The organism is Amycolatopsis balhimycina FH 1894 (genome assembly GCF_000384295.1).
GTDB lineage: Bacteria > Actinomycetota > Actinomycetes > Mycobacteriales > Pseudonocardiaceae > Amycolatopsis > Amycolatopsis balhimycina.
In genome coordinates this window covers 3,900,465-3,922,117 of sequence record NZ_KB913037.1, presented here as the reverse complement: position 1 = coordinate 3,922,117, position 21,653 = coordinate 3,900,465, and the positions used below count along the sequence as shown (strand labels likewise).

Here is a 21,653-nt window from a genome sequence, read left to right as displayed (position 1 = left end):
AACGCTCCCAGAATCTTCCGCCCGTGGCCGCCGTCAGTGTGCACAAGGGAGTGCCGATGTGGGTAAGAGCCGGAAAACGTCCTGCCGTGCTTGCGGTCGCGGGTCTCGCGGCCGCCGCGGCGTGCGTCGTCACCTCGACGGCGGCCGTGTCGGCGGCGAATGAGACGAGTGCGGCGTTCGCCTGCCGCGTGACCTATTCGGCCAACGACTGGGGAAGCGGTTTCAGCCTCGCCGTCGGGATCAGCAATCTCGGCTCCTCGGCCGTCGGCGGCTGGACGCTGACCTACTCCTACACCGGCAACCAGACCCTCCAGCAGGGCTGGAGCGGGACGTGGACGCAGTCCGGCAAGCAGGTCACCGTGACCAACGCGAGCTGGAACGGCACCATCCCGGCCGGCGGATCCGTCAACACCGGCGCGAACTTCTCCTACAGCGGCACCAACTCCACGCCGACCGACTTCGCGGTCAACGGCGCCGCGTGCACCGGGACGCCGCCGACCACGGCCACCACGCCCACCACGCTCCCGACGACACCCACCACGACCACCACGACAACGCCGCCGCCACCCGGCCCGGCGCCGGCGCTGCACGTGTCGGGCAACAAGCTGCTGACCGCCGACGGGAAGGCCTACCGGCTGCTGGGCGTCAACCGGTCCAGCGGGGAGTTCGCCTGCGTGCAGGGCAAGGGCATGTGGGACAGCGGCCCGGTCGACCAGGCGTCGGTCGACGCGATGAAGGCCTGGAACGTCCACGCGGTGCGGATCCCGCTGAACGAGGACTGCTGGCTGGGCCTGTCCGGCACGCCCAGCGGAGCCCCCTACCAGCAGGCGGTCAAGGACTACGCGAAGTTGTTGGAGGCCAACGGGATCAACCCGATCCTGGATCTGCACTGGACGCACGGCCAGTACACCGGCACCTCCTCGGCCTGCACCGACGTCAACGCGACGTGCCAGAAGCCGATGCCCGACCGGCAGTACACGCCGGCTTTCTGGACGCAGGTCGCCACCGCGTTCAAGGGTGACGACGCCGTGGTGTTCGACCTGTTCAACGAGCCCTACCCGGACGCGGCCGGCAACTGGTCCGACGCGGCCGCCGAGTGGAAGTGCCTGCGGGACGGCGGAACCTGCACCGGAATCAGCTATGCCGTCGCCGGCATGCAGGAACTGGTCGACGCCGTCCGCGCGACCGGCGCGAAGAACGTGCTGATGATCGCCGGGCTGACGTGGACGAACGACCTCACGCAGTGGCTGACCTACCGTCCGGCCGACCCGGCGGGCAACCTGGTGGCCTCCTGGCACACGTACAACTTCAACGCCTGCGTCACAGTGTCCTGCTGGGACAGTCAGATCGGGACGGTCGCCGCGCAGGTGCCGGTGCAGGCCGGGGAAATCGGCCAGAACAGCTGCGCGCACGACTACATCGACCAGGTGATGGCGTGGCTGGACGCGCACAACCTCGGGTACACCGCCTGGACGTGGAACCCGTGGGGCTGCAGTGGCGGCAACGTGCTGATCGAGGACTACAACGGCACGCCCACCAAGACGTACGGCGAGGGCTTCCGGGCCCACCTGCTGACCGTCAAACCGTGAAAGGCAAGCGGTACCGGCGGTGAGCTGCGCGCCGGGGTGACCGGTACACCCGCGGAAGTTCGCTCCCGGACTTCCGCGGGTGACGGCGGCCTCGAAGCCGGTGCCGCCCGCGTTTCAGGCGTGCACTGTCACCGGGAACTTCGCCGGGCCGCGCAGGTTGATGCGGCCGTTCCACGTCAGCTCTCCCGCGAAGCCCAGATCAGGGAACCGCCGCACCAGGCGGCTGACCGCGACCTGGCCTTCCAGCCGGGCCAGCGCCGCGCCGAGGCAGTGGTGGGGACCCGCGCCGAAGGACACCTGGTGGCGCGCTTCCGGGCGGTCGATCCGCAGGCGGCCGGCGTCCGGGCCGAAGAACCGTTCGTCGCGGTTGGCCGAGGCCAGGCAGGCCAGCACGAACGTGCCCGCCGGGATTTCCTTGCCGGCCACCGCGTACGGCTCGGTCGTGATCCGCCTCGTCTGCTGCACCGGGGAGTCGTAGCGCAGGAACTCCTCGACCGCGTTCGCCGCGAGGTCCGGCCGTGCGCGCAGCAAAGCCAGCTGATCCGGGTTGCGCAGCAACGCGGCGACGCCGTTGGCGATCAGGTTGACCGTCGTCTCGTGGCCGGCCACGTAGAGCAGGACCACCTGCGCCACGAGCTCGTCGCCGTCGAGGACCTCGCCGTCGTGCTCCGCCGCGATCAACGCCGTGAGCAGGTCGTCGGCCGGGTGGTCGCGCTTCCAGGCGATCAGGTCGCGGGTGATGCCCGTCAGCTCGGCGTCCGCGGCCATGATCGCCCGCGCGGTCTCCTCGTCGGCCACGATCTCCAGTGACCGCACCAGGGTGCCGCTCAGTTCACGGATCCGCGCGTGGTCGGTCGGCGGCATGCCGAGCATCTCCGAGATCACCGCGAACGGCAGCGGGAACGCCAGTTCTTCGACCAGGTCCGAACTCCCCTTTTCGGCCATCCGGTCCAGGGCTTCGTCCACCAGCCGGACGATCTGGGGTTCGAGCGCCGCGACCGCCCGGCGGGTGAACACCTTGGTCACCAGCGAGCGCAACCTCGTGTGGTCGGGCGGGTCGCGGTCGAGCATCGAGAGGTTCAGCGCGACGGCGTTGCCCTCCTCGCCGAAGTACTCGATCTGCTGGCTGTACGGACCGGGCGCCAGATTGCCGATCTCGACCGACAACCCGGCCTTCAGCACCCTGGAGACGTCGTCGAAGCGGGACACGAACCAGAACCCCAGCGGGTGGTCCTGCACCGGGTCTTCGTCACGCAGCATCTTGTACTGCGGGTACGGGTCCTCGAAGAAGCCGGGCGCGAACGGGTTGAACAGCAGCTCGTCGGGCTGGATCAGATCGGTCATCGCATTCCCCAACCGTCGCGACCGAGAGTGACGCGACATACACCGCGTCGGTGACATGCACAGTGTATGTCCTATGCTCTGTGCATGTCGACGGTCAAGAGCCGACGGGAGCAGTACTCCGAGGCAACCCGGGCCGCTCTGCTGGCGGCGGCCACCCGCCGGTTCGCCGAGCACGGCTTCGCCGGCACGGCGCTGGAGGACATCGCCGGCGACATCCAGGCCACGCGCGGCGCGATCTACCACCACTTCGCCGGCAAGGGCGCGTTGTTCGAGGCGGTGTTCGAGCAGCTCGAGACCGATTCGACGGCGCTTTGCGCGGCCGCCGCGGCACGGGCGGCGGAACCCCGATCGGCGGCGATCGCCGGACTCGACGCGTTCCTCGACCGCTGTTGCGACCCGGTGTACGGCCGGATCGTCTGCCTGGAGGCCCCGATCGCCCTCGGCTGGCTGCGCTGGCGGGCGGCCGAGGAGCAGTTCGCCTACGGCCTCGTCGAGCAGCTGATCAAGGCGCTGATGGCGGCAGGCGAAATCGAAGACCAGCCACTGGAGACCACGACCCGGCTGGTGTTCGGCATGCTGGGCACCGCGGGGATGGCACTGGCCGAAGCGTCCGATGTGGACAAACCACGGCTGAAGGCGGAGTACGCCGCCACCATCGGCCGGATGGTTTCGGTGCTGCGACCCGCCTCGGACGAGGTAGCCGGACACGCTTGACCGGGTGCGGCCCGGCTGCGTGGGCGAGCGTCTTGAATGACTCATTCAGGTCTTCGGAGGTCCTGAATGAGTCATTCAAGACCTTTGGGCCCGGCGTGGATTCGCCGGGCTCCGTCGCGCTCGCCGGACAAAACGTCGTTTCGAGACTTTCTCACTGGGCCATTCAGCGGCGTTTTGCCCACTTTCGTGTTTGTGGGGGCACCCTGCGTAGCTCTTGTGTGGTCTGTGTATGCTCCGATCTCGCTTGACTGGGTGATCACTCACCCGAATCGGTGGCCGCTGTGGTCGGGGATTTTCATCCCACGCGGCCCAAACGGCGTGGTTCGGGCTCGGATAGGAGATTTATGCAGGTCAGGTCAGCACTCGTGCGTGGCGGGATCGCGGTGCTCGCCGCGGCCGCCGCGGTCATGGTCGGCACTCCCGCGGCGCTCGCGGACGACGGCGCCGCGCGGGGCCGGGTCGTCAAGGGCGGCGGAACCGAAGGGTTCAGCGTCAACCTCGGCCCCGGCCGGAACTACGTGACCGAGCTGTTCGGGATGAAGCTGTCGGACGGCAAGACGCTCAAGCTCTACTGCGTGCAGATCAAGGTCGGGATGCGCACCGACGTGGACATGGTCGAGCGGCCGTGGAACCAGTACCCCAAGAGCGAAGAGTCGAAGAACTTCCAGGCGAACAGCGACAAGATCAACTGGGTGCTGCACCACGGCTACCCGGGGGTCAAGGCGGCCGACCTGGGCGACGTGCTCGCCAAGAAGGGCGCCAAGCTGCACGGCGGCCTCTCCGAGCAGGAGGCCATCACCGCGACCCAGGCGTCGGTCTGGCACTTCAGCGACAACACGAACCTCGACAAAGGCAAGCCGCTGCCGTACGAGGACGCCGACGCCTCGGCCGACGTCGTCGCGCTGTACGACTACCTGACCGGTCCCGACAACGCCGGTCTCGGCAAGCAGCCGAAGCCGACGCTGAACATCGCCGCGGACAAGACCGAAGGCGCCGCGGGCACCAAGATCGGGCCGTTCAACGTGGCCACGACCGGTGACATCACCGCGCTGACCAGCGAACTGCCCGACGGCGTCAAGATCACCGACGCTGACGGCAAGGAGCTGAAGGGGGCGGACGTCAAGGACGGCAGCAAGCTGTTCGTCGACATCCCGGCGGGCACCAAGCCCGGCAAGGGTTCCTTCGCGCTCAAGGTGACCGGGCAGTTGGACACCGGCCGGCTGTTCGTCGCCCAGAACTACGAGACCCAGGAAGCCCAGTCGCTGATCGTGGCCGACTCGGAGAAGACCCAGGTGACCGCGAAGGCGGCCGCGAGCTGGACCGAGGCGGGTGCCCCGGTCACGAGCCCGGTGCCGACCACCCCGGGTGGCGCGCAGTCCGGTGGCGGCGAGCTGGCCAACACCGGTGTCGACGCCGCGGTTCCGTTCACCGTCGGCGGCCTGCTGCTCGGCGGCGGTGCGCTGATGCTGCTGCTGAACCGTCGTCGCAGCCGCGCGTAACGCACGACCAGGAAACGGGGCCGGTCCAGGTGGACCGGCCCCGTTTTCCGTGCGACGGGGTCGACGCGGGCGCGACGGCCTGACAGATTCGAGAGCATGACGATTTCGCTCGAGGCTTCGGAGTGGATCCGGCGCTTCCACCCGGCGCCCGCCGCCCCGGTCCGGCTCGTGTGCTTCCCGCACGCCGGAGGCGCGGCGAGCTACTACCGCCCCGTTTCGGCGGCGCTGGCCCCCGCGGTGGAGGTCCTGGTCGTGCAGTACCCGGGCCGGCAGGACCGGTACGGCGAACCCGCGGTGGACGACCTGTTCGTGCTCGCCGACCGGCTGGCCGGCGTGCTCCCGGCGGTGATGGGCGGGCCGGTGGCGTTCTTCGGCCACAGCATGGGCGCCAGCCTGGCCTTCGAGGTCGCGCGGCGGCTCGAGGCGCGGGGGACGCGGCTGCACACCCTGTTCGTTTCCGGCCGCCGCGCGCCGTCCGGGCCCCTCGGCGACGGCGTCCACCTGAAGAACGACGACGAGCTGCTGGCCGAGGTCAAGCGGCTCGGCGGCACCGAGGCGGCGATCCTCGACGACCCGGACATCCGCCGCATGGCGCTGCCCGCGCTGCGCAGCGACTACCGGGCCGCCGAGCGCTACCACTACCGCCCCGGCCCGGACGTCAGCTGCCCGATCGTCGCGCTGCTCGGCGACCAGGACCCGAAGGTCGACGAGGCCCAGGCGAGCGGCTGGGCGGACCGCACGTCCGCCGGGTTCGAGCTGAAGACGTTCCCGGGCGGACACTTCTACCTCAAGGACGAGGCGGCGGCGATCACCGGGCTGATCGGCGACCGGCTCGCCCGCTGAACGGTAGCGGGCAGGGTGCGGCGCACCCTGCCCGCTCGCTCAGCAGTAGAGGTTGGCGCCGGGGTCGACGCCGAGGATCGAGCTGATCTGCCGGTACTTCGAGACGCGGCTCTCGACCTGGGCGGGGTTGCCGCCGTTGCATTCGATCGAGCCGTTGATGCTGCGGATGGTTTCGCCGAACCCGCGCTGGCCGACCATCGCGTTGTGCGGGGTCATCGTGCCAGGGCCGCTCTGGGTGTTCCAGTACCAGAGCCCGGTCTTCCAGGCGACGGCCGCGTTCTGCTCGACCTGCCAGGGGTTGCCGAGCAGGTCGATGCCGAGCGCGTCACCGGCGGCCTTGTAGTTGAAGTTCCAGCTCAGCTGGATCGGGCCGCGGCCGTAGTAGGCCGATTGGCCCGCCGGACAGCCGTAGGGCTGGTTCCAGTCGCAGTAGTGCGGGTAGTTGGCCGTGTTCTGTTCGACGATGTAGACGAGCCCGCCGGTTTCGTGGCTGACGTTGGCGAGGAACGCCGCGGCTTCCTGCTTCTTCACCGTGTCGCTGCCGGTGTTCGCGAAGCCGGGGTATGCCGACAACGCCGCGGTGAGGCCGCTGTAGGTGTAGAAGGAGTTCCGGCCCGGGAACATCTGGTTGAACTGGGCTTCGCTGACGACGAACGAGCCCGGGTTGCCGGGGTCGGTGCCGCCGCCGCAGTCGTAGGGCTCCCAGTACCAGGTGCTGATGATCGGGTCGTAGCCCGGGTTGGCGTTTTTGGCGCGGTAGTAGCCGCCGTTGGTGTAGCGGACGATCGCGCCGACGTCGTACCACTGGCCGGCGACCCAGTCCGGGTAGCTGCAGGTGGTGCCGCCCCCGCCGTCACAGCTGTACGGCTCCCAGTACCAGGTGCTGATGATCGGGTCGTACCCCGGGTTGGCGTTTTTGGCGCGGTAGTAGCCGCCGTTGGTGTAGCGCACGACCGCGCCGACGTCGTACCACTGGCCCGCGACCCAGTTCGGCGCGCTGCACGCGGCGGCGGCCGCCTGCGGGGCCTGCCCGGTCAGCGTGGGTACGCCGAACGCGAGCCCGGCTACGGCGGCGACAGCGGACAGGACCGCGACAAGACGTCTTCTCAAGACTCGCTCACTCCTTCGGCCACGACAGGATCCGGGCGCGCGGGCGCCCGGTGTCGAAGATGGGGGGTGCTCATCCGGCCGAGACGAACGTGACAACGGTCACTAGAGCAGATTGGTCTAGTCCAGTCAAGAATCCGGCCGATCCGGGCAAGGGGTGTGCGCGAACGTCCCCTCGCGGACCGAAGCCGTGGCCGGGTGGCCGGGACGACGCCCGGCCGCCGGCGTCAGCGTGCCTGCGGAATCCGCACCTGCGTGGCCGGCGCGTACTGCAGGAGCCGCTGCAGCCGGGCCCGGCCCAGCCGGTGGAGCATCTCCCCGAGCTCCTCCGGCGCGATGCTGCCTTCGAGGTCGAACCGCGTCGCCCGGACGACGCGATCGATCTCCGAGACGGGGAGCCGTCCCGCGAACTCCCCCGCCAGCCACACCCCGACCTCGTCCACGACGTCGTCCGCCCGGTGGCTCCGTACGGTCATCGCTCTCCTCGTTTCGGATCGCCTGCTTGCCCAGGTCGAGGCGGAAAACTCCAACCCGACGCAGGTCCGACGAGTGAGCCGGGGAGCCATGACGCGGAATCGGCGAAGTCGCGCCCACAAAAGCTTTCCGTGTTCGGACGGGTGAGCTGCGTGACGACCGCTTTCACTCACATGGGCTGATTGCCGTCCGAAGTTGTCGGCCGAACGGGTAGAAAAACGCGGAACTTCGCCGGTGGCGCGTCCTTTTCCGGACTCTGGAGACATCCGATAGTGCGGGCGTTCCCTCACGGGATGCGGAAACGGAGACGCGATTCATGGGCCGGTACGACCGGACCGACCTCGGGGCCTACAGCCTGGGGTTGCTCGACGCCGCCGACGCGGCACGGGTCGAGCGGCACCTCGACGCCTGCCCGGACTGCCGCCAGGAGGTCCGGGAGTTCGAAGCCGTCCGCGGCATGCTCGACCACCTGGTCGACGTGAAGTCCACTTAGGACTCCGACGCGCGTCCGTGCCGAGTCGGTCCGGCGTCGTGAACGACCCGTTCATGACGTCGGACGACAGGAAAGGGTCGTTCACGACGTCCGGGGGCCGGCCTGGCCTCAGCGGGACGCGGCGGCCTTGATCGTCCGCAGGACCGGCGCCGTCTCCAGCGTGCGGATGGCGTCGAGCGCGCCCAGCCGGTGGGTCAGGTAGTGGTGCAGGGCGGCCGCGTCCGGGCAGAGCGCGTGCGCGACCAGGGTGGCCGAGCCGGTCGTCGCGGCGACGAGCGCGAGTTCCGGGTGTGCCGACAGCTTCTTCGCGACCCGGTCGAGGTGGGCGGGCGCGACCGCCATCCAGAGCAGCGCCTGCGTCGTGGCGCCCAGCGGCGCGGGGTCGATCTCCAGGTCGAAGAACACCGTGCCGCCGGCCTGGAGGTCCGCCAGCCGCCGTGCAACGGTCGCCGCGGACCAGCCGGTGGCGGTCGCCAGCTCGGCCAGGCTCGCGCGGCCGTCCCGCTGCAGCGCGGCCATCAGCGCGTCGTCCTCGCCGGTCAGCGGCTTGCCCGGCCCCTGGTGCGCCGGCGTGAGCGCCGCGATCTGCGCCGCGTCGAGGGAGTTCGCGCGGCCCAGCCAGGCGTCCGGGCCGCCGAAGTAGCGGTGCAGCAGCTGATGCGCCGACACCGCGGTGATGCTCGCGGTCCGCGGGATGTCCCGCAGCAGCAGTGAATGGTCGCTCGTGGCGGGCGTCTGCACGTTCACGCAGATCTCGGTGCCGCCGGACATGAGCTTGATCCACGCGGTGTCGGCGCGGCGGGCGAGCGCGTGGGCAAGGTCCTGCGCGGTGTGCGGCGTCGCGGTCAGCCGGACCATCCACTCGGCCTGCCCGGCGCGTTGCGGGTCCGGCAGGCCGACGACGCGAAGCGACGCTTCGGCGCGAAGACGGCGGTAGCGCCGCGCCACGGTCTGCGTCGAGACGCCGAGGACGTCGCCGATCTTCGTGAACGGCGCCCGGCCGTCGACGTGCAGCGCGTGGATCAGGGCGCGGTCGACGGCGTCCAGCGTGATCATATCCCGCATTCAACCGCATCCGATGGAAGAAATCCGCTATCCACGCTCGATAGCTGGAACGCCGGTGCGACCACTCGTCAAGGTGGGCGGCGAACGAAAGGGGGCACCCATGCCGACCATGACCCGTTACCGGTGGCGCTGGGCCGCACTGGCCGTCCTGCTCACCGCCGAGGCGATGAACCTGCTCGACGCCACGATCGTGCAGGTCGCGGGGCCGGTGATCCACGCCGCGCTGCCCGGTCCGGCCGCCGACGTCCCGTGGTTCAGCGCGGCCTACACGCTGCCGTTCGCGGCCTTCCTGATCACCGGCGGCCGCCTCGGCGACCTCTTCGGCCGGGCGAAGGTCTTCCGGATCGGCGTAGCGGGCTTCGTGCTCGCGTCACTGGTCTGCGCGGTCTCCGGCGCGGCCGGCCTGCTGATCGGGGCGCGCGCGGTGCAGGGCGCGGCCGCGGCGCTGATCGTCCCGCAGACCATCGGCCTCATCCGCGGCCTGTTCGACGGCGACGAACTCGCGAAGGCGCTGGGGAGCATCGGGCCGGTGATGGGCCTGTCGGCGGTCACCGGGCCGCTGCTCGGCGGCCTGTTGACGCAGTCGGTGTCGTGGCGGGCGGTGTTCCTGGTGAACGTCCCGCTCGGGCTCGCGGTGCTCTTCGCCGCGCGGCTGCTGCGGGAGGACCGGGCCGCCACCCGGCCGGCGCTCGACCCGGTCGGCACCGCGCTCGTCGTCGCCGGCGCCGCACTGGTCGTGTACCCGCTGATCGAACCGGACGGGACGAACTGGGCCCTGCTCGCGGCCGGCGCCGCGCTGCTGGTGGTGTTCGGGTTCCACCAGCGCCGCTCGGCCGCGCCGCTGGTCGAGCCCAGCCTGTTCGCCCACCGCGGGTTCCCGGCGGCGCTCGCGGGGTCGCTGCTGTTCTTCGCGGTGATGACCGGGCTGATGCAGGTCGTGCCGATGCAGCTGCAGCTGGGCCTCGGCGCCGACGTCCGCACGGCGGGCCTGACGCTGCTGCCGCTCTCGGCCGGGCTCGCGGTGTCGTCGTGGTTCGCCGGTGCCCGGCTGGTCCCGAAGTTCGGCGCGCGCGTGATGTACGCCGGACTGGCCCTGCTGCTGGCCGGGATCCTCGCCGCCATCGCCGTCTACGCCGGCGGGGTGCGTTCGTACCCGTGGCCGCTGCTCGGCGCGCTGGCGTTGTGCGGGCTCGGGATGGGGACGTTCACCGTGCCGTTCTTCACCGCGGCCCTGGCCCGGGTCCGGCCGCACGAAACCGGCTCGGCGGCCGGGCTGCTCAACGCGGTGCAGCAGCTCGGCGGCACCCTCGGCGTCGCGCTCCTCGGCGGCCTCTGCCTCGGCACCGGCGGGGCGGCCGCGGCGCTCGGCCTCGGGGCCGGGCTCACCGTGGCCGCGGGCGCCGCGGTGTTCCCGCTCAGTAGTCGTCGCGACCGGTGAACTGCTGCTCCAGCAGCTCGGCCGCGCCGGCGACGAGCTCGAGGGGATCGATGAACTCGTTGATGTCCAGGTTGACCAGCGGGAGCGAGTGGCGGAGCACGATGTGGTCACCCATCACGGCGAGCCCGCCCACCACGATCGCCTCGCCGACCTCGGTCAGCACCTCGAGGAGATCGACCTCGTCGTGCCGGGCGAACGGCGTGGCGATCTGCACCCAGTCCTCGCGCTGGTCGAGGATCTCGCGGGCGATCACGACGATCTGGGCACGCTGTTCGGTGTCGGGTTCGTCGCCGAAGACCAGGCGGATGCGCAGTTCGTCGGGCTCGTCGCGCACCACCCGGTACGCCTGCCTGATGTAAGCGACCAGATCGCCCCACTCCGCCACGCTGTTCTCCGTCCTCGCGCCTGTGTGCGCGCTCAGCGTAGCGATCAGGCGGCGCCGATCCGGTCGAGATCGGCGAACACGTCCGCGGACAGTTCGGGTTGGGTGACCACGCCGCTGCCGCGGTGTCTTGAATGACTCATTCAGGTCTTCGGAGGTCCTGAATGAGTCATTCAAGACCTCTGGCGAGCCGGGACAAGCCGCGCGGCCGGGAGTTCAGCAGAGGCCCTTGCCCCGCAACACCCGCGTGACCGATTCCTGTACCTGCGCCTTCGGCAGTTCCCCCGACGCCACCGCCTTGACCAACCGGTCCAGCACCTCGTCGACCCGTCCCCCGGAGGACCACAACGCCTGATCCGCGCCGGCCTGCAGGGCCTTCACCACCGCCTCCGGCAAGGGATACTGCGCGGTGATCGCCTTCATCGCCCCGAGGTCGTCCGTGACCACCGGCCCGGTGAACCCGAACTCGCCGCGCAGCAACCGGTACGCGGCGGGCGAAAGGGAAGCCGGGATCCCGGCGGTCAGATCGGGCACGTCGAGGTGGCCGACCATCACCGCGACCGGGCCGTAGTCGGCCAGGCCGCGGTAGGGCACCAGGTCGACCGCCCGCAGCTGGGCGAGCGGCGGCGTCACCACCGTGCCCTTGTGGGAGTCGCCCGAGCCGTGGCCGTGGCCCGGGAAGTGCTTCAGCACGGGCTGGACACCCGCCTCGCGCAGGCCCGCCGCGAACGCCGTCGCGTACGCCTTGACCCGGGCCGGGTCGGGGCTGAACGACCGGTCGCCGATCACGTCGTCGTCCGGCGCGTCCGTGACGTCGGTGTCCGGGGCGAAGTCCACCGTCACCCCGCGGGCGCGCAGCCGGCGGCCGCGTTCGGCGGCCAGCGCGCGGACTTCCGCCGGGGACTTCGTCGCGGCCATCGCCCGGGCCGACGGCAGGTCGCCGTCGAGGCCGTCGATACGCTGGACGCGGCCGCCCTCCTCGTCGACCGCCACCCCCACCGGCACCCGGGCCACGGCCTGGACCGCCGCCAGGGAACGGTCTTTCAACAACGCTGTTGCGTTACCGCCGATGAAGATCCCGCCGATCTGGTGGTCGCGAACCAGCGCGACCGTGGCGGCGGGGTTGTCGCCGGACACCCCCACGACGACCAGCTGCGCCACCTGGGCGGGGACGTCGAGACCGTTCACCAGCGACGCGCAGTCACCCGGCCGCGCCAGCCGCGACGTGGGAGCCGAAGGCGCCGGGGGAGCCGGAGGCCCCGCGGGAGCGGGAACCACCCGCGGGGAAGGAACGAAAGGCACGGGCAGCGCCAGCCCGGAGACGGTCTGCGAGGGCAGGTTCGCCACCAGCAGAAAGCCGGCTGCGAGGCACAACGCCGCCCCGAGGACGGCAAGACGTCGGCGGTTCATCGGTCCCTTCGCTCGTCGGCGTGTCCCCCCGACCGTAGTCGACGCCCGAACTTCACGGCGTGAAGAATGGTGGTGCCCCCATTAGAGAATTCGTGAAGGCGACCTCAGCAGACTGGAGCGAGTCAGGAAACGGTGTGAAGGGGAGGGCACGATGGACCAGGTGCGAGTGGCGGCGTGGGCGTCCGACCCGATCGCCCTGACCGGGCTGACCAACCACCTGAAGTCCCGTCCGGAGCTGCTGGTCCTGCCGCGCGCCCGGCGGGGCGAGGCGGCCGTGCTCGTGTTCGCCGTCGGGCAGGTCGACCGGGACGCCGTTGCCGCGCTGCGGGCCGCGGCAGCCGAGTCGCCCGCCGCGATCGTGCTGGTCGCCGGGCACGTCGACCCGTCGCACCTGGAGCTGCTCGCCGACTGCCACGTCTCCGCCGTGCTGTCGCGGACCGCGCTCGACAGGCTCACCGAAAGCGTGCTCGCCGCCGCGCGCGGACGCTCGGCGTCGCTGCGCGAGCAGGTCGAGGCCCTCGCCCACGAGGGCGCCGGGGCGGCACTGACGCCGCGCGAGGTGGATGTGCTTCGCCTGATGGCCGAAGGCTGGGACACTGCCGAGATCGCGGGCAAGCTCTGCTACTCGGAGCGGACCGTGAAGAACGTCATCTACGCCATGACCAACCGGCTCAACCTGCGCAATCGGCCGCACGCGGTCGCTTACGCCGTGCGGGCCGGTGTGATCTGAGGAAGCCCGTTGCGCACGATCGTCCGCCGGACCGCCATCGCGGTCGCCGCGTTGATCCCGCTCGCCGCCTGCAGCCCGGCTGACACCGGCCCGGATGACGCCGGGAAGACGAAGCTCACCATCGCGACCTTCGGGGAGTTTGGCTACGCGCCCCTGATCGCCGAGTACGAGAAGCTGCACCCGGACATCACGGTGCAGAACCGCGTCACCGACTTCGACACCCACCACAAGGGCCTCGCGACGCAGCTCGCCACCGGGCACGGCGCCGCCGACGTCGTCGCGATCGAGGAGCAGTACATCCCGCAGTACCGGAAGGCGAAGGACAAGTTCGCCGACCTCGCCTCGTTCGGTGCCCGCGACCTCGAACACCAGTGGGTGCCGTGGAAGTGGGCGCAGGGCACCGACGGCGCCTTCGTGCTGGGCCTCGGCACCGACATGGGCAGCCTGGCCCTCTGCTACCGGCGTGACCTGTTCCAGGCCGCGGACCTGCCGACCGGCCGTGAGGAGGTCGCGAAGCTGATGCCCGACTGGGATGCCTACGCCGCCACCGCCGAACGGTTCACGAGCAAGACGCCGGGGGTGAAGTTCGCCGATTCCGCCGGGACCGTCTACACGGCGATGCTGAACCAGTCGCCGGAGAACTACTTCTCCGCGAAGGACGACTCCTTCATCGCCGACCGCAACCCGAGCGTGCGCGCCGCCTTCTCCCTCTCCGGCGGCATCGCCGCGAAGGGGCAGACGGCGGCGGCGACCACCTTCACCCAGGCGTGGAACGTGGCGATCAAGCAGGGTTCGTTCGCCACCGTCGCCTGCCCCGCGTGGATGCTCAGCCAGATCAAGGAAGCCGGGGGTGACGCCAACCGCGGCAAGTGGGACGTCACGACCGTGCCCGGCAAGAGCGGCAACCAGGGCGGCTCGTTCCTCACCGTGCCGAAGCAGGGCAGCCACCAGAAGGAGGCGTACGAGCTCGCCCGCTGGCTGACCGCGCCGGAGCAGCAGAAGAAGCTCTTCCTCTCCGACGGCATCCTGCCCAGCGAACCTTCCGTCTACGAGGATCCGCAGGTCCTCGCGCACACCGACCCGTACTTCGGCGACGCGCCGATCGGCCGGATCTTCGCGGCCTCGGCCGATCAGCTGCGCCCGAACTACCGCGGCCTCCGTGACGCCGACGTCCGGCCGGAGTTCGGCCGCGCGCTCGGGCGGGTCGAGGACCGGACCGAGAACGTCGGCCAGGCCTGGGCGGAAGCCCTCCAGCAGGCCCAAGCGGCGCTGAAGTAGCCGCGCGTGCAGCACCGGCTCGCCCGTTTCGACCGCAAGGTCACGCCGCTGCTGCTCGTCGCGCCCTTCTTCGCCCTGTTCGTCGTTTTCGGCGTCTTCCCGCTGCTCTACACGGCGTGGGTTTCCCTCCACGACTGGAACCTGCTCGAAGGCGACCAGGGTGCCGTCGGCCTCGCCAACTACGGCGACCTGCTCACCGATCCGCGGTTCTACAACGCCCTCGCCAACACCGTCGGCATCTTCCTGCTCGCCGCGGTCCCGGAGTTCCTGCTGGCGCTGGGCATCGCGGCGCTGCTGGACCGGCCGCTGCGCGCCGCGACCTGGTGGCGCACCGGGGTCCTGCTGCCGAACGTGGTTTCCGTCGTCGCGATCGGGCTGGTGTTCGGGCAGCTGTTCAGCCGCGACTACGGCGTCGTCAACGAGGTGCTCGGCTGGGTCGGCGTGGCGCCGGTCAACTGGCGGGCGACGACCTGGGCGTCGCACGTCGCCGTCGCCGGCATGGTGCTCTGGCGCTGGACCGGCTACAACGCGCTGATCTACCTGGCCGCGATGCAGGCCGTCCCCGGTGACCTGTACGAGGCCGCCGAACTCGACGGCGCCTCGCGGTGGCGGACGTTCTGGTCGATCACCGTGCCGGGCATCCGGCCCGCGCTGGCCTTCACTGCCATCGCCGGCACGGTCAACGGCCTCCAGCTGTTCGCCGAGCCGCAGCTGTTCGACGCCGGTGGTTCCGGCGGGACCGGCGGCAACGACCGGCAGTTCCAGACGCTGGTCATGTACCTGTACGAAAAGGGCTTCACGCACTTCGACGCCGGTTATGCGGCCGCGCTGACCTGGGTGATGTTCGTGATCTGCGCGCTGTTCGCGCTGGTCGACTACCGGCTGGTGCGCCGGTTCGTGAGGTCGGCGTGACGGCGCGGCGCAAGCCGGGCGGCTGGGTCTACGCCGTGCTGACCGGGGTGCTCGGCGCGTCCGTGTTCCCGCTGTACTGGTCGTTCGTCGTGGCCACGCGCGACAATGCGGCGATCGGCGAGACGTCGCCGCTGCTGCTGCCGGGCGGGCATCTCGCCGAGAACGTGCGGCGCGTCTTCGACACCGTCGACTTCTGGCTGGCCATCGGGAACTCGCTGATCGTCGCGGGCACCGTCATGGTGTCCAACGTCGTGCTGGCCAGCCTCGCCGGGTTCGCCTTCGCGCGGCTCGAATTCCGCGGCCGCAACACGCTCTTCCTGCTGGTCGTCGGCTCGGCGATGGTGCCGGCGCAGCTCGGTGTCATCCCGCTCTACCTGGTCGTCGGCGACCTCGGCTGGTACGGGCGGCTGGAAGCGGTGATCGTGCCGGCGTTGCTGAGCGCGTTCAGCGTGTTCTGGATGCGCCAGGCGTGCGAGAACGCGATCAGCGCCGACCTCGTCGACGCGGCGACCGTCGACGGCTGCTCGATCCTGCGCACCTACTGGCACGTGGCCGTGCCCGCGCTCCGCGCGCCGGCCGCGGTGCTCGCCATGCTCACCTTCATGGCCACCTGGAACGACTACTTCTGGCCGCTGGTGGTCCTCGACCCCAACGAGACGCCGACCGTGCAGGTCGCGCTGTCGCAGCTGGCCAGCGGCTACTACACCGACTACGCACTGATGCTCACCGGCGCGACGGTCGGCGTCCTGCCCGTCATCGCGCTGTTCCTGCTGCTGGGCCGCTACATCGTGCGAGGAATCCTGAAAGGGGCACCGGTATGACCTTCCCGGCGGGCTTCCTGTGGGGCGCGGCGACCGCCTCCTACCAGATCGAGGGCGGCGTCGCCGACGGCGGCCGCGGACCGTCCATTTGGGACACTTTCGCGGCCGCCGACGGCAAGGTGCTCGGCGGCGCGACCGGCGACGTCGCCTGCGACCACTACCACCGCTACCCCGAGGATATCGGCTTGCTGGCCGGCCTGGGCCTGAACGCCTACCGGTTCTCGGTCGCGTGGTCCCGGGTGATGCCGGACGGCCGCACGACGTCCGCGGCCGGGCTCGCCTTCTACGACCGGCTGGTCGACGAGCTCCTGCGCCGCGGCGTCGTGCCGGTCCTGACGCTCTACCACTGGGACCTGCCGCAGGCCCTGGAAGACGACGGCGGCTGGCCGGAACGCGACACGGCGGCACGGTTCGCCGACTACGCCGCGGTCGTGCACGACGCGCTCGGCGACCGCGTGAACCAGTGGACGACGGTCAACGAACCGTTCTGCGCGGCCTTCCTCGGCTACGGCACCGGCGCGCACGCCCCCGGCGTCGCCGACCCCGACACGGCGCTGGTCGCGGCCCACCACCTGCTGCTGGGACACGGCCTGGCCATGCGCGCGCTCACCGCGCAGGCGCGGCCGGGCCACGAGTTCTCGCTGGCGCTGAACTTCGCCCCGGCGATCCCGGACGGTTCCTCGCCGGCGCACGCCGAGGCGGCGCGGAAGTTCGACGGCATCCACAACCGGTTCTTCCTGGACCCGGTGCTGGGCAAGGGCTACCCGGCCGACGTGTGGGCGGACGTCGAGCACCACGGCGGCCGGTTCGCGGCATCGGTGCGTGACGGCGACACGGACGTCATCGCCGCGCCGATCGACTGGCTGGGCGTGAACTACTACGCGCCCGCCCGCGTCACCCCGCTCGCCGACCCGCTGGCGCCGGGCAACTGCCCCCTGCCGGGGCTGCGGGGGCTGGACGTCCTCCCGGCACCCGGCCCGCTCACGGCGTTCGGCTGGGAACAGGCGCCCGCGGCGCTCACCGATCTGCTGAAGTGGATTTCCGCCCGATCCGGCGGGTTGCCGCTGGTGGTGGCCGAGAACGGTGCGTCCTTTGTGGACAAGGTGGTCGACGGCCGGGTGTTCGACGCGGCGCGGGTGAACTACTTCATGGAACACCTGCACGCGGTCCACGACGCGATCCGTGCCGGCGTCGACGTCCGCGGGTACTTCGCCTGGTCGCTGCTGGACAACTTCGAATGGGCCATGGGCTACACGCAACGGTTCGGCCTGGTGCACGTCGACTTCGAGACACAACAGCGGACGGTCAAGGATTCCGGCCGTTTCCTCGGCCGGGTCGCCAGGGCCAACGCACTGCCCACCAGTACTGCGACGGCAGCCGGGTGAGTGGGTAGCGGTGCCGCCGGACGGGGTTGAGGCCGCGGGCCGGCCTTGCCCGGTCGGCTCATCGGCCTTCCCGGCAAGGCCGGCCCGCGGCCGGTGGCTACGGCCGGGCGGCGGCGCGGCAAGCACTACACCGCGACGCGGACTTGGCCCCGTTGGGCAGCAGGTACGGCTGCTGCTCGCCGGCGGCGATGTACCACGCTCTCGCTCCGCTGCCACAAGTTCCCTCCGACAGAGCGAGGGACACGGACATCCTGTTGTAGGCCGAATACCTGGGACCGGAAATGTTGACACAACTGTTGTCGGGCACCGGGAACTCCGCCCGCGACCCCGAGAAGATCGAGCCCGTCCACGCGCAGAGCACGTGGGGCGAACACCTCGGAGCGTGCGCCGATGCCGGCGTCACCGCGGTCGTGCTGCTGACGGCGACCGCCGCCAGCACGAACAGGGTCCTGAAAGTTCCGGAACGCATCGCTCACTCCCCAAGCTCTCGAGCCGGCCGCATTCAGCAGTCCGGGTTGTTGATCAGGCAGATCCCGCACTCGACGCGGCACACCGCGTAGACCCAGCAGTGCTGCATGAGGGGCATCGATCCCTCGTAGCGGCAGAGCTGGCACCACCCGCTCTCGGCGCACACAGGGCTCGCGGCTTCCGCCTCGATCTTGGGAACCGCCAGTGAGAGAAGCCGGTCGCTCAGTCTTCCGATGGACTTCATTTCTCTTCTCCTTGCTCCCCGCGAATTTTCGCGGCGGATCCGGGGCGCGGCAGGACGCGCACGGCGGTTCCGCGGACGGCGGCCGCCGGGAAGTAACCCGCGTGGCGCGAGTCGAAGCTGTGGTCCGCGTTGTCGCCGCGCAGGATGAGGCACCCCTCTGGCACCTTCGGCGTCGCGCGGAGAGCGGGGTAGTCCCTGGCCGGAACGACGTCGCCCGGCACCGCGTGAACCCGCTTGACCAGGTAGCCGTCCGACGTGACCGATGCCGGCCGGACGTGCGGGCCGGCGTGGACCACGACGACGCGGTTCCGGCGGATCGGGAGGTGGCGCACGGCCAGGATCCGGTCGCCGTCGCGCAGGGTGGGGGCCATGCTCGAGCCGCGGACACGGACGATCACGAACGTCGAGCGCACCACCCACAGCAGCAGGCCGGTGAACGCGGCCAGGCCGAACGTGCGCATCACCGGAACCCCCCGGCCTGCAGCTCGAAAAGGTCCCGGTAGCGGCCGGAGGCCGCCATCAGCTGCTCGTGGGTGCCGCGCTCGACGATCTGCCCGTCCGCCAGGACCAGGATGAGATCCGCGGTCCGCAGAGTGCCGAGGTGGTGGGAGATGAGCAGCGTCGTCCGCCCCCGGCGGAGATCGGTGATCCGTTCGTGGACGGCGCGCTCGGCTTCGGCGTCCAACCCGGCTCCGGGCTCGTCGAGGATCAGCAGATCGATGTCGTCACGCAGGAGCGCACGGGCGAGACCGACCCGCTGCCACTGTCCCCCGGAAAGCGGCACACCACCGCCGGGATCGGCGCCCTCGTCGGCGAACGCCCGGTTCAGCTGGGTGTCGTACCCGTTCGGCAGGGCACGAAGGACGTCGTCGATCAGTGCGCGCCCGGCCGCTTCGGACAGCCGGGCGGTGTCGTGCATCGCGGAAACCCGGCCGAGCCCCACGTTCTCCCGCGCGGTCAGCTCGTAGCGCAGGTAGTCCTGGAGGAGCGCGGACATCCGGGCACGCAGCGTCCGCACGTCGAAGGCGGTGTAGTCCGTCCCGTTCCAGGTGAGCCGGCCCTTCTGCGGATCGTGGCACCGGCAGAGGAGCTTCACGAGCGTGCTCTTCCCCGAACCGTTCAGGCCGGCGATCGCCACGGTCTTGCCACGCGGGATGGTGAAGTCGACGCCTTGCAGCACCCACGGCCGGGTTTCGCCGTACCGGAACCAGACGTCGCGGACTTCGATGCCGCGCTCCAGTGGCCCGGCGGGCAGCGGTCCGGACGGCAGGTCGTTCTCCGCGTGGGTGACCGTGTGGAAGTGCGCGTACAGGAGCAGGGACCGGTGCATGCCCGTCGCGCTGGTGACGAGGAGACCGATGGCTGCCTGCGTCCCCGCCACGGCCGCGAGGAACACGGTCACGTCCCCCAGCGTGATGATGCCCCGGCCGGCCGCCAGCACGACCCAGATCAGCCCGCCGGCCGCGACCAGCGAGCCCAGCAGGGCCAGCCCGCTCTGCGCGCGGAAGTTCCGGAGGTCGACCCCGCGCTGGGCGCGCTGCACCTCGTCCAGCTCGCCGAGCAGGCGGGTGCGCAGATAGGAGCCGATGCCGAACAACCGGATCTCCTGGGCGCCGTCCGGCCGGCTCAGCAGGTCCCCGTAGAACGTCTCCCGTCGCGTGCCCGTCGTGCTCCGGCGCTCGACATCCACCTGGAGCCGGTTGATCCGCAGTTGCACGTGGACGCTCGGCACGGTGGCGAGCAGGATCAGGGCGGCCATCCACGGCGAGATGACCAGCAGGGACGTCAGGAAACCGCCCGCCAGCACGCCGCCGCGGACGGTTCCGGTGCCGGCGCTGACGAACTGTGCCGGTGCGATGCGGCCGACGTGCTGGGCCATCGCGACCTCGTTCAGGAACTGCGGATCCTCGAACCTGGCGAGTCCCAGAAACCGGTTCAGCGCGGCGAACAGGGTGGCCTGGGACTCCCGTGCCAGAGTCCGGCTCAACGCCGTGTTGAGGTACTGCGCCGCGTGCGGCTGCGCGGCGGTCACGACGGTCAGCGCGGCCAGGACGGCGATGACCCAGGCCAGCTCGGCGAGTGCCGATCCGGCCAGCAGCCCGTCCACGACCAGCTTGGTGAACCAGGCCGACAGCACCGGAAGCAGCCCGGCCACAGCCGTGAGCGCCAGGGTCCCCAGCGCCGGGAGCCGGGCCGATCGCCAGACGAAGCCGGTGATGTCCGCGGCCAGACGGCGGCGGGACGCGGTCATGACACGAGCGCGTTCCGGGCCGCGGCGTCGCTCCCGCCGAGGTCGGTGGCCGCCCTGCCGTCTTCGTCCAGAAGCACGGTGACCGGGAAGCCGCGCACTCCGAAGGCCGTGGAGACCGGGCCGCCGAAGTCCTCTCGGACGACCCGCGCCCGGTCTCGGAGCCGCTCGACCTGGTCCGCGGTCGCCGGCTCGGGACCGACCACCACCGCGATGGTCTGCTCGCCGTCGGCGGCCGGCCGTGCCAGGAATTCGGGAAGGGCTTTTTCGCAGGCCTGGCAGTCGGCGGTGAAGAAGGTGACCCGCGAGAAAGCGATCGTCCGATTGGTCAGTTCGCGGCCGTCGACGTCCACCGCCTCGAAGGGCGTGGGCGACTCCCCGGGCTCGATCGCGAGGACCGGTGTGGCGGGCGGGCGCATCCGGATCTCGCTGAGGACCGATTCGTGTTCACGAAGGCGCCGGACGACTCCGAGGTTCAGCAGCAGGGAACCGGCCGTCAGCAGCGCGCACACCACAATGGCGCCGTAAAGATAACCCATGTGACTGTCCTTCTTTCCGGATCAGATGCTCGTATCGGCGAAGAGGACACGGATGTCCGGCCACCGCACCAGCGGTGCGGCCACCGCGAACGCGGCCAGGCCCGCGGTCAGCGTGAGGCCGGCGGCGGCGCGGGGAGCGACGAAAACGGTGCCGAAGAATCCCGCCGTCGCGACCCCGGCCAGCACGGTGTTGCGGACGACGTGCGCGCGGCCGAGCATGGTGTCGTCCGTGCCGCCGAAGCAGTGGCAAGCCACCGGCCGATGCGTGCGCACGGCGAATTCGGCGACCACGGCGAACCCCGCGAGCAGTATCGCCGCGAGCAGAAGCCCGGCCGCCTGGGTGGGCGGCGCCAACGCCAGCGCGACGACCGCGAATTCGGCCGCGACGACCGAACGGGCGATCGGCCGCGCGGGCCGGTTCGATGTCAGCTGCGCGACCGTATCCGTGAAGTCCCGGAGATGTCCCTTACCGGACTTTCCGAATGCCGACACCATGAAGATCATCACGATCAGCAATCGACAGAACTCGACGACGAAATGCATTCGATCCCCCATCACCAAGAGGAAGTATGCGCGCGGATGGCGGCCAGGTCTTGCGGATGCGCGCACAATTCTTCAGCGTCCGCGCACGACTTCCGAGAATGGCACGGGATCCGCTCGCCGCCCCGCG

22 protein-coding genes are annotated in these 21,653 nt (G+C 70.6%); 11 read left to right on the top strand and 11 right to left on the bottom strand.

Going from position 1 to position 21,653, the window contains the following annotated elements; genetic code table 11:
- The first annotated feature begins 86 nt into the window (after positions 1-86).
- Complete coding sequence (locus A3CE_RS0117010) at positions 87-1,589, top strand: cellulase family glycosylhydrolase (protein WP_020641306.1); 1,503 nt, start codon at positions 87-89, stop codon at positions 1,587-1,589.
- A gap of 114 nt (positions 1,590-1,703) precedes the next feature.
- Here the strand turns inward: A3CE_RS0117010 and A3CE_RS0117005 are convergent, their stop codons facing one another.
- Positions 1,704-2,933 (bottom strand): cytochrome P450, encoded by a 1,230-nt coding sequence (locus A3CE_RS0117005; RefSeq protein ID WP_020641305.1) that lies wholly within the window; start codon positions 2,931-2,933, stop codon positions 1,704-1,706.
- An 84-nt stretch (positions 2,934-3,017) separates the two neighbouring features.
- On the opposite strand from A3CE_RS0117005, the gene A3CE_RS0117000 reads away from it, so the two are divergent.
- From A3CE_RS0117000 to A3CE_RS0116990, 3 genes are all read left to right on the top strand, one after another.
- Complete coding sequence (locus A3CE_RS0117000) at positions 3,018-3,647, top strand: TetR/AcrR family transcriptional regulator (RefSeq protein WP_020641304.1); 630 nt, start codon at positions 3,018-3,020, stop codon at positions 3,645-3,647.
- A 344-nt stretch (positions 3,648-3,991) separates the two neighbouring features.
- The gene (locus A3CE_RS0116995) at positions 3,992-5,146 is read left to right on the top strand and encodes a thioester domain-containing protein (protein WP_026468570.1); all 1,155 of its coding nucleotides are present in this window, start codon (positions 3,992-3,994) and stop codon (positions 5,144-5,146) included.
- Between the two features lie 96 nt (positions 5,147-5,242).
- A complete protein-coding gene (locus A3CE_RS0116990) occupies positions 5,243-5,989 on the top strand; it encodes a thioesterase II family protein (RefSeq protein ID WP_020641302.1) in 747 nt (248 codons plus the stop codon).
- Positions 5,990-6,028: 39 nt separating this feature from the next.
- Here A3CE_RS0116990 and A3CE_RS0116985 read toward each other — a convergent pair whose 3' ends face one another.
- A complete protein-coding gene (locus A3CE_RS0116985) occupies positions 6,029-7,099 on the bottom strand; it encodes a glycoside hydrolase family 19 protein (RefSeq protein WP_020641301.1) in 1,071 nt (356 codons plus the stop codon).
- A 224-nt stretch (positions 7,100-7,323) separates the two neighbouring features.
- Positions 7,324-7,572 (bottom strand): hypothetical protein, encoded by a 249-nt coding sequence (locus A3CE_RS0116980; RefSeq protein ID WP_020641300.1) that lies wholly within the window; start codon positions 7,570-7,572, stop codon positions 7,324-7,326.
- A 314-nt stretch (positions 7,573-7,886) separates the two neighbouring features.
- Here A3CE_RS0116980 and A3CE_RS55215 point away from each other — a divergent pair, with 314 nt between their 5' ends.
- Positions 7,887-8,063, top strand: coding sequence for a zf-HC2 domain-containing protein (locus tag A3CE_RS55215; RefSeq protein WP_020641299.1), 177 nt, complete (start codon positions 7,887-7,889; stop codon positions 8,061-8,063).
- Positions 8,064-8,171: 108 nt separating this feature from the next.
- Here the strand turns inward: A3CE_RS55215 and A3CE_RS0116970 are convergent, their stop codons facing one another.
- Positions 8,172-9,119, bottom strand: coding sequence for an Lrp/AsnC family transcriptional regulator (locus A3CE_RS0116970; protein WP_020641298.1), 948 nt, complete (start codon positions 9,117-9,119; stop codon positions 8,172-8,174).
- Between the two features lie 109 nt (positions 9,120-9,228).
- Between A3CE_RS0116970 and A3CE_RS51205 the strand changes: the two genes are divergently transcribed.
- Positions 9,229-10,566, top strand: a complete 1,338-nt coding sequence (locus A3CE_RS51205; protein ID WP_020641297.1) for an MFS transporter — start codon at positions 9,229-9,231, stop codon at positions 10,564-10,566.
- Here the strand turns inward: A3CE_RS51205 and A3CE_RS0116960 are convergent.
- Both A3CE_RS0116960 and A3CE_RS0116955 read right to left on the bottom strand, forming a co-directional pair.
- Positions 10,544-10,951 (bottom strand): hypothetical protein, encoded by a 408-nt coding sequence (locus A3CE_RS0116960; protein ID WP_020641296.1) that lies wholly within the window; start codon positions 10,949-10,951, stop codon positions 10,544-10,546. The two genes, A3CE_RS51205 and A3CE_RS0116960, sit on opposite strands and share 23 nt — an antisense overlap.
- 213 nt (positions 10,952-11,164) lie before the next feature.
- Positions 11,165-12,358 (bottom strand): glycoside hydrolase family 3 N-terminal domain-containing protein, encoded by a 1,194-nt coding sequence (locus tag A3CE_RS0116955; protein ID WP_051183770.1) that lies wholly within the window; start codon positions 12,356-12,358, stop codon positions 11,165-11,167.
- A gap of 151 nt (positions 12,359-12,509) precedes the next feature.
- Between A3CE_RS0116955 and A3CE_RS0116950 the strand changes: the two genes are divergently transcribed.
- From A3CE_RS0116950 to A3CE_RS0116930, 5 genes are read left to right on the top strand one after another with little or no spacing between them, the layout of a single operon-like run.
- Positions 12,510-13,088 carry a helix-turn-helix transcriptional regulator gene (locus tag A3CE_RS0116950; protein ID WP_020641294.1) on the top strand — a complete coding sequence of 193 codons (579 nt, stop codon included), beginning with the start codon at positions 12,510-12,512 and terminating at the stop codon, positions 13,086-13,088.
- A gap of 9 nt (positions 13,089-13,097) precedes the next feature.
- Positions 13,098-14,366 (top strand): ABC transporter substrate-binding protein, encoded by a 1,269-nt coding sequence (locus A3CE_RS0116945; protein ID WP_020641293.1) that lies wholly within the window; start codon positions 13,098-13,100, stop codon positions 14,364-14,366.
- A gap of 6 nt (positions 14,367-14,372) precedes the next feature.
- Positions 14,373-15,278 (top strand): carbohydrate ABC transporter permease, encoded by a 906-nt coding sequence (locus A3CE_RS0116940; protein ID WP_020641292.1) that lies wholly within the window; start codon positions 14,373-14,375, stop codon positions 15,276-15,278.
- Positions 15,275-16,099, top strand: coding sequence for a carbohydrate ABC transporter permease (locus tag A3CE_RS0116935; RefSeq protein ID WP_020641291.1), 825 nt, complete (start codon positions 15,275-15,277; stop codon positions 16,097-16,099). The genes A3CE_RS0116940 and A3CE_RS0116935 overlap by 4 nt, the downstream gene beginning before the upstream one ends.
- Positions 16,096-17,484, top strand: coding sequence for a GH1 family beta-glucosidase (locus A3CE_RS0116930; RefSeq protein WP_020641290.1), 1,389 nt, complete (start codon positions 16,096-16,098; stop codon positions 17,482-17,484). The genes A3CE_RS0116935 and A3CE_RS0116930 overlap by 4 nt, the downstream gene beginning before the upstream one ends.
- A gap of 502 nt (positions 17,485-17,986) precedes the next feature.
- Here the strand turns inward: A3CE_RS0116930 and A3CE_RS56530 are convergent.
- From A3CE_RS56530 to A3CE_RS51195, 5 genes are read right to left on the bottom strand one after another with little or no spacing between them, the layout of a single operon-like run.
- Positions 17,987-18,196 carry a hypothetical protein gene (locus A3CE_RS56530; RefSeq protein WP_125591674.1) on the bottom strand — a complete coding sequence of 70 codons (210 nt, stop codon included), beginning with the start codon at positions 18,194-18,196 and terminating at the stop codon, positions 17,987-17,989.
- Positions 18,193-18,657, bottom strand: coding sequence for a S26 family signal peptidase (locus A3CE_RS51200; protein WP_020641288.1), 465 nt, complete (start codon positions 18,655-18,657; stop codon positions 18,193-18,195). Before A3CE_RS51200 ends, A3CE_RS56530 begins: the two co-directional genes overlap by 4 nt.
- A complete protein-coding gene (locus A3CE_RS0116915; protein WP_020641287.1) occupies positions 18,657-20,447 on the bottom strand; it encodes an ABC transporter ATP-binding protein in 1,791 nt (596 codons plus the stop codon). Before A3CE_RS0116915 ends, A3CE_RS51200 begins: the two co-directional genes overlap by 1 nt.
- Positions 20,444-20,983: a TlpA family protein disulfide reductase gene (locus tag A3CE_RS0116910; protein WP_026468568.1), complete on the bottom strand. Its 540-nt coding sequence runs from the start codon at positions 20,981-20,983 to the stop codon at positions 20,444-20,446. Before A3CE_RS0116910 ends, A3CE_RS0116915 begins: the two co-directional genes overlap by 4 nt.
- 21 nt (positions 20,984-21,004) lie before the next feature.
- The gene (locus A3CE_RS51195) at positions 21,005-21,592 is read right to left on the bottom strand and encodes a MauE/DoxX family redox-associated membrane protein (RefSeq protein WP_125591672.1); all 588 of its coding nucleotides are present in this window, start codon (positions 21,590-21,592) and stop codon (positions 21,005-21,007) included.
- Positions 21,593-21,653 lie beyond the last annotated feature (61 nt).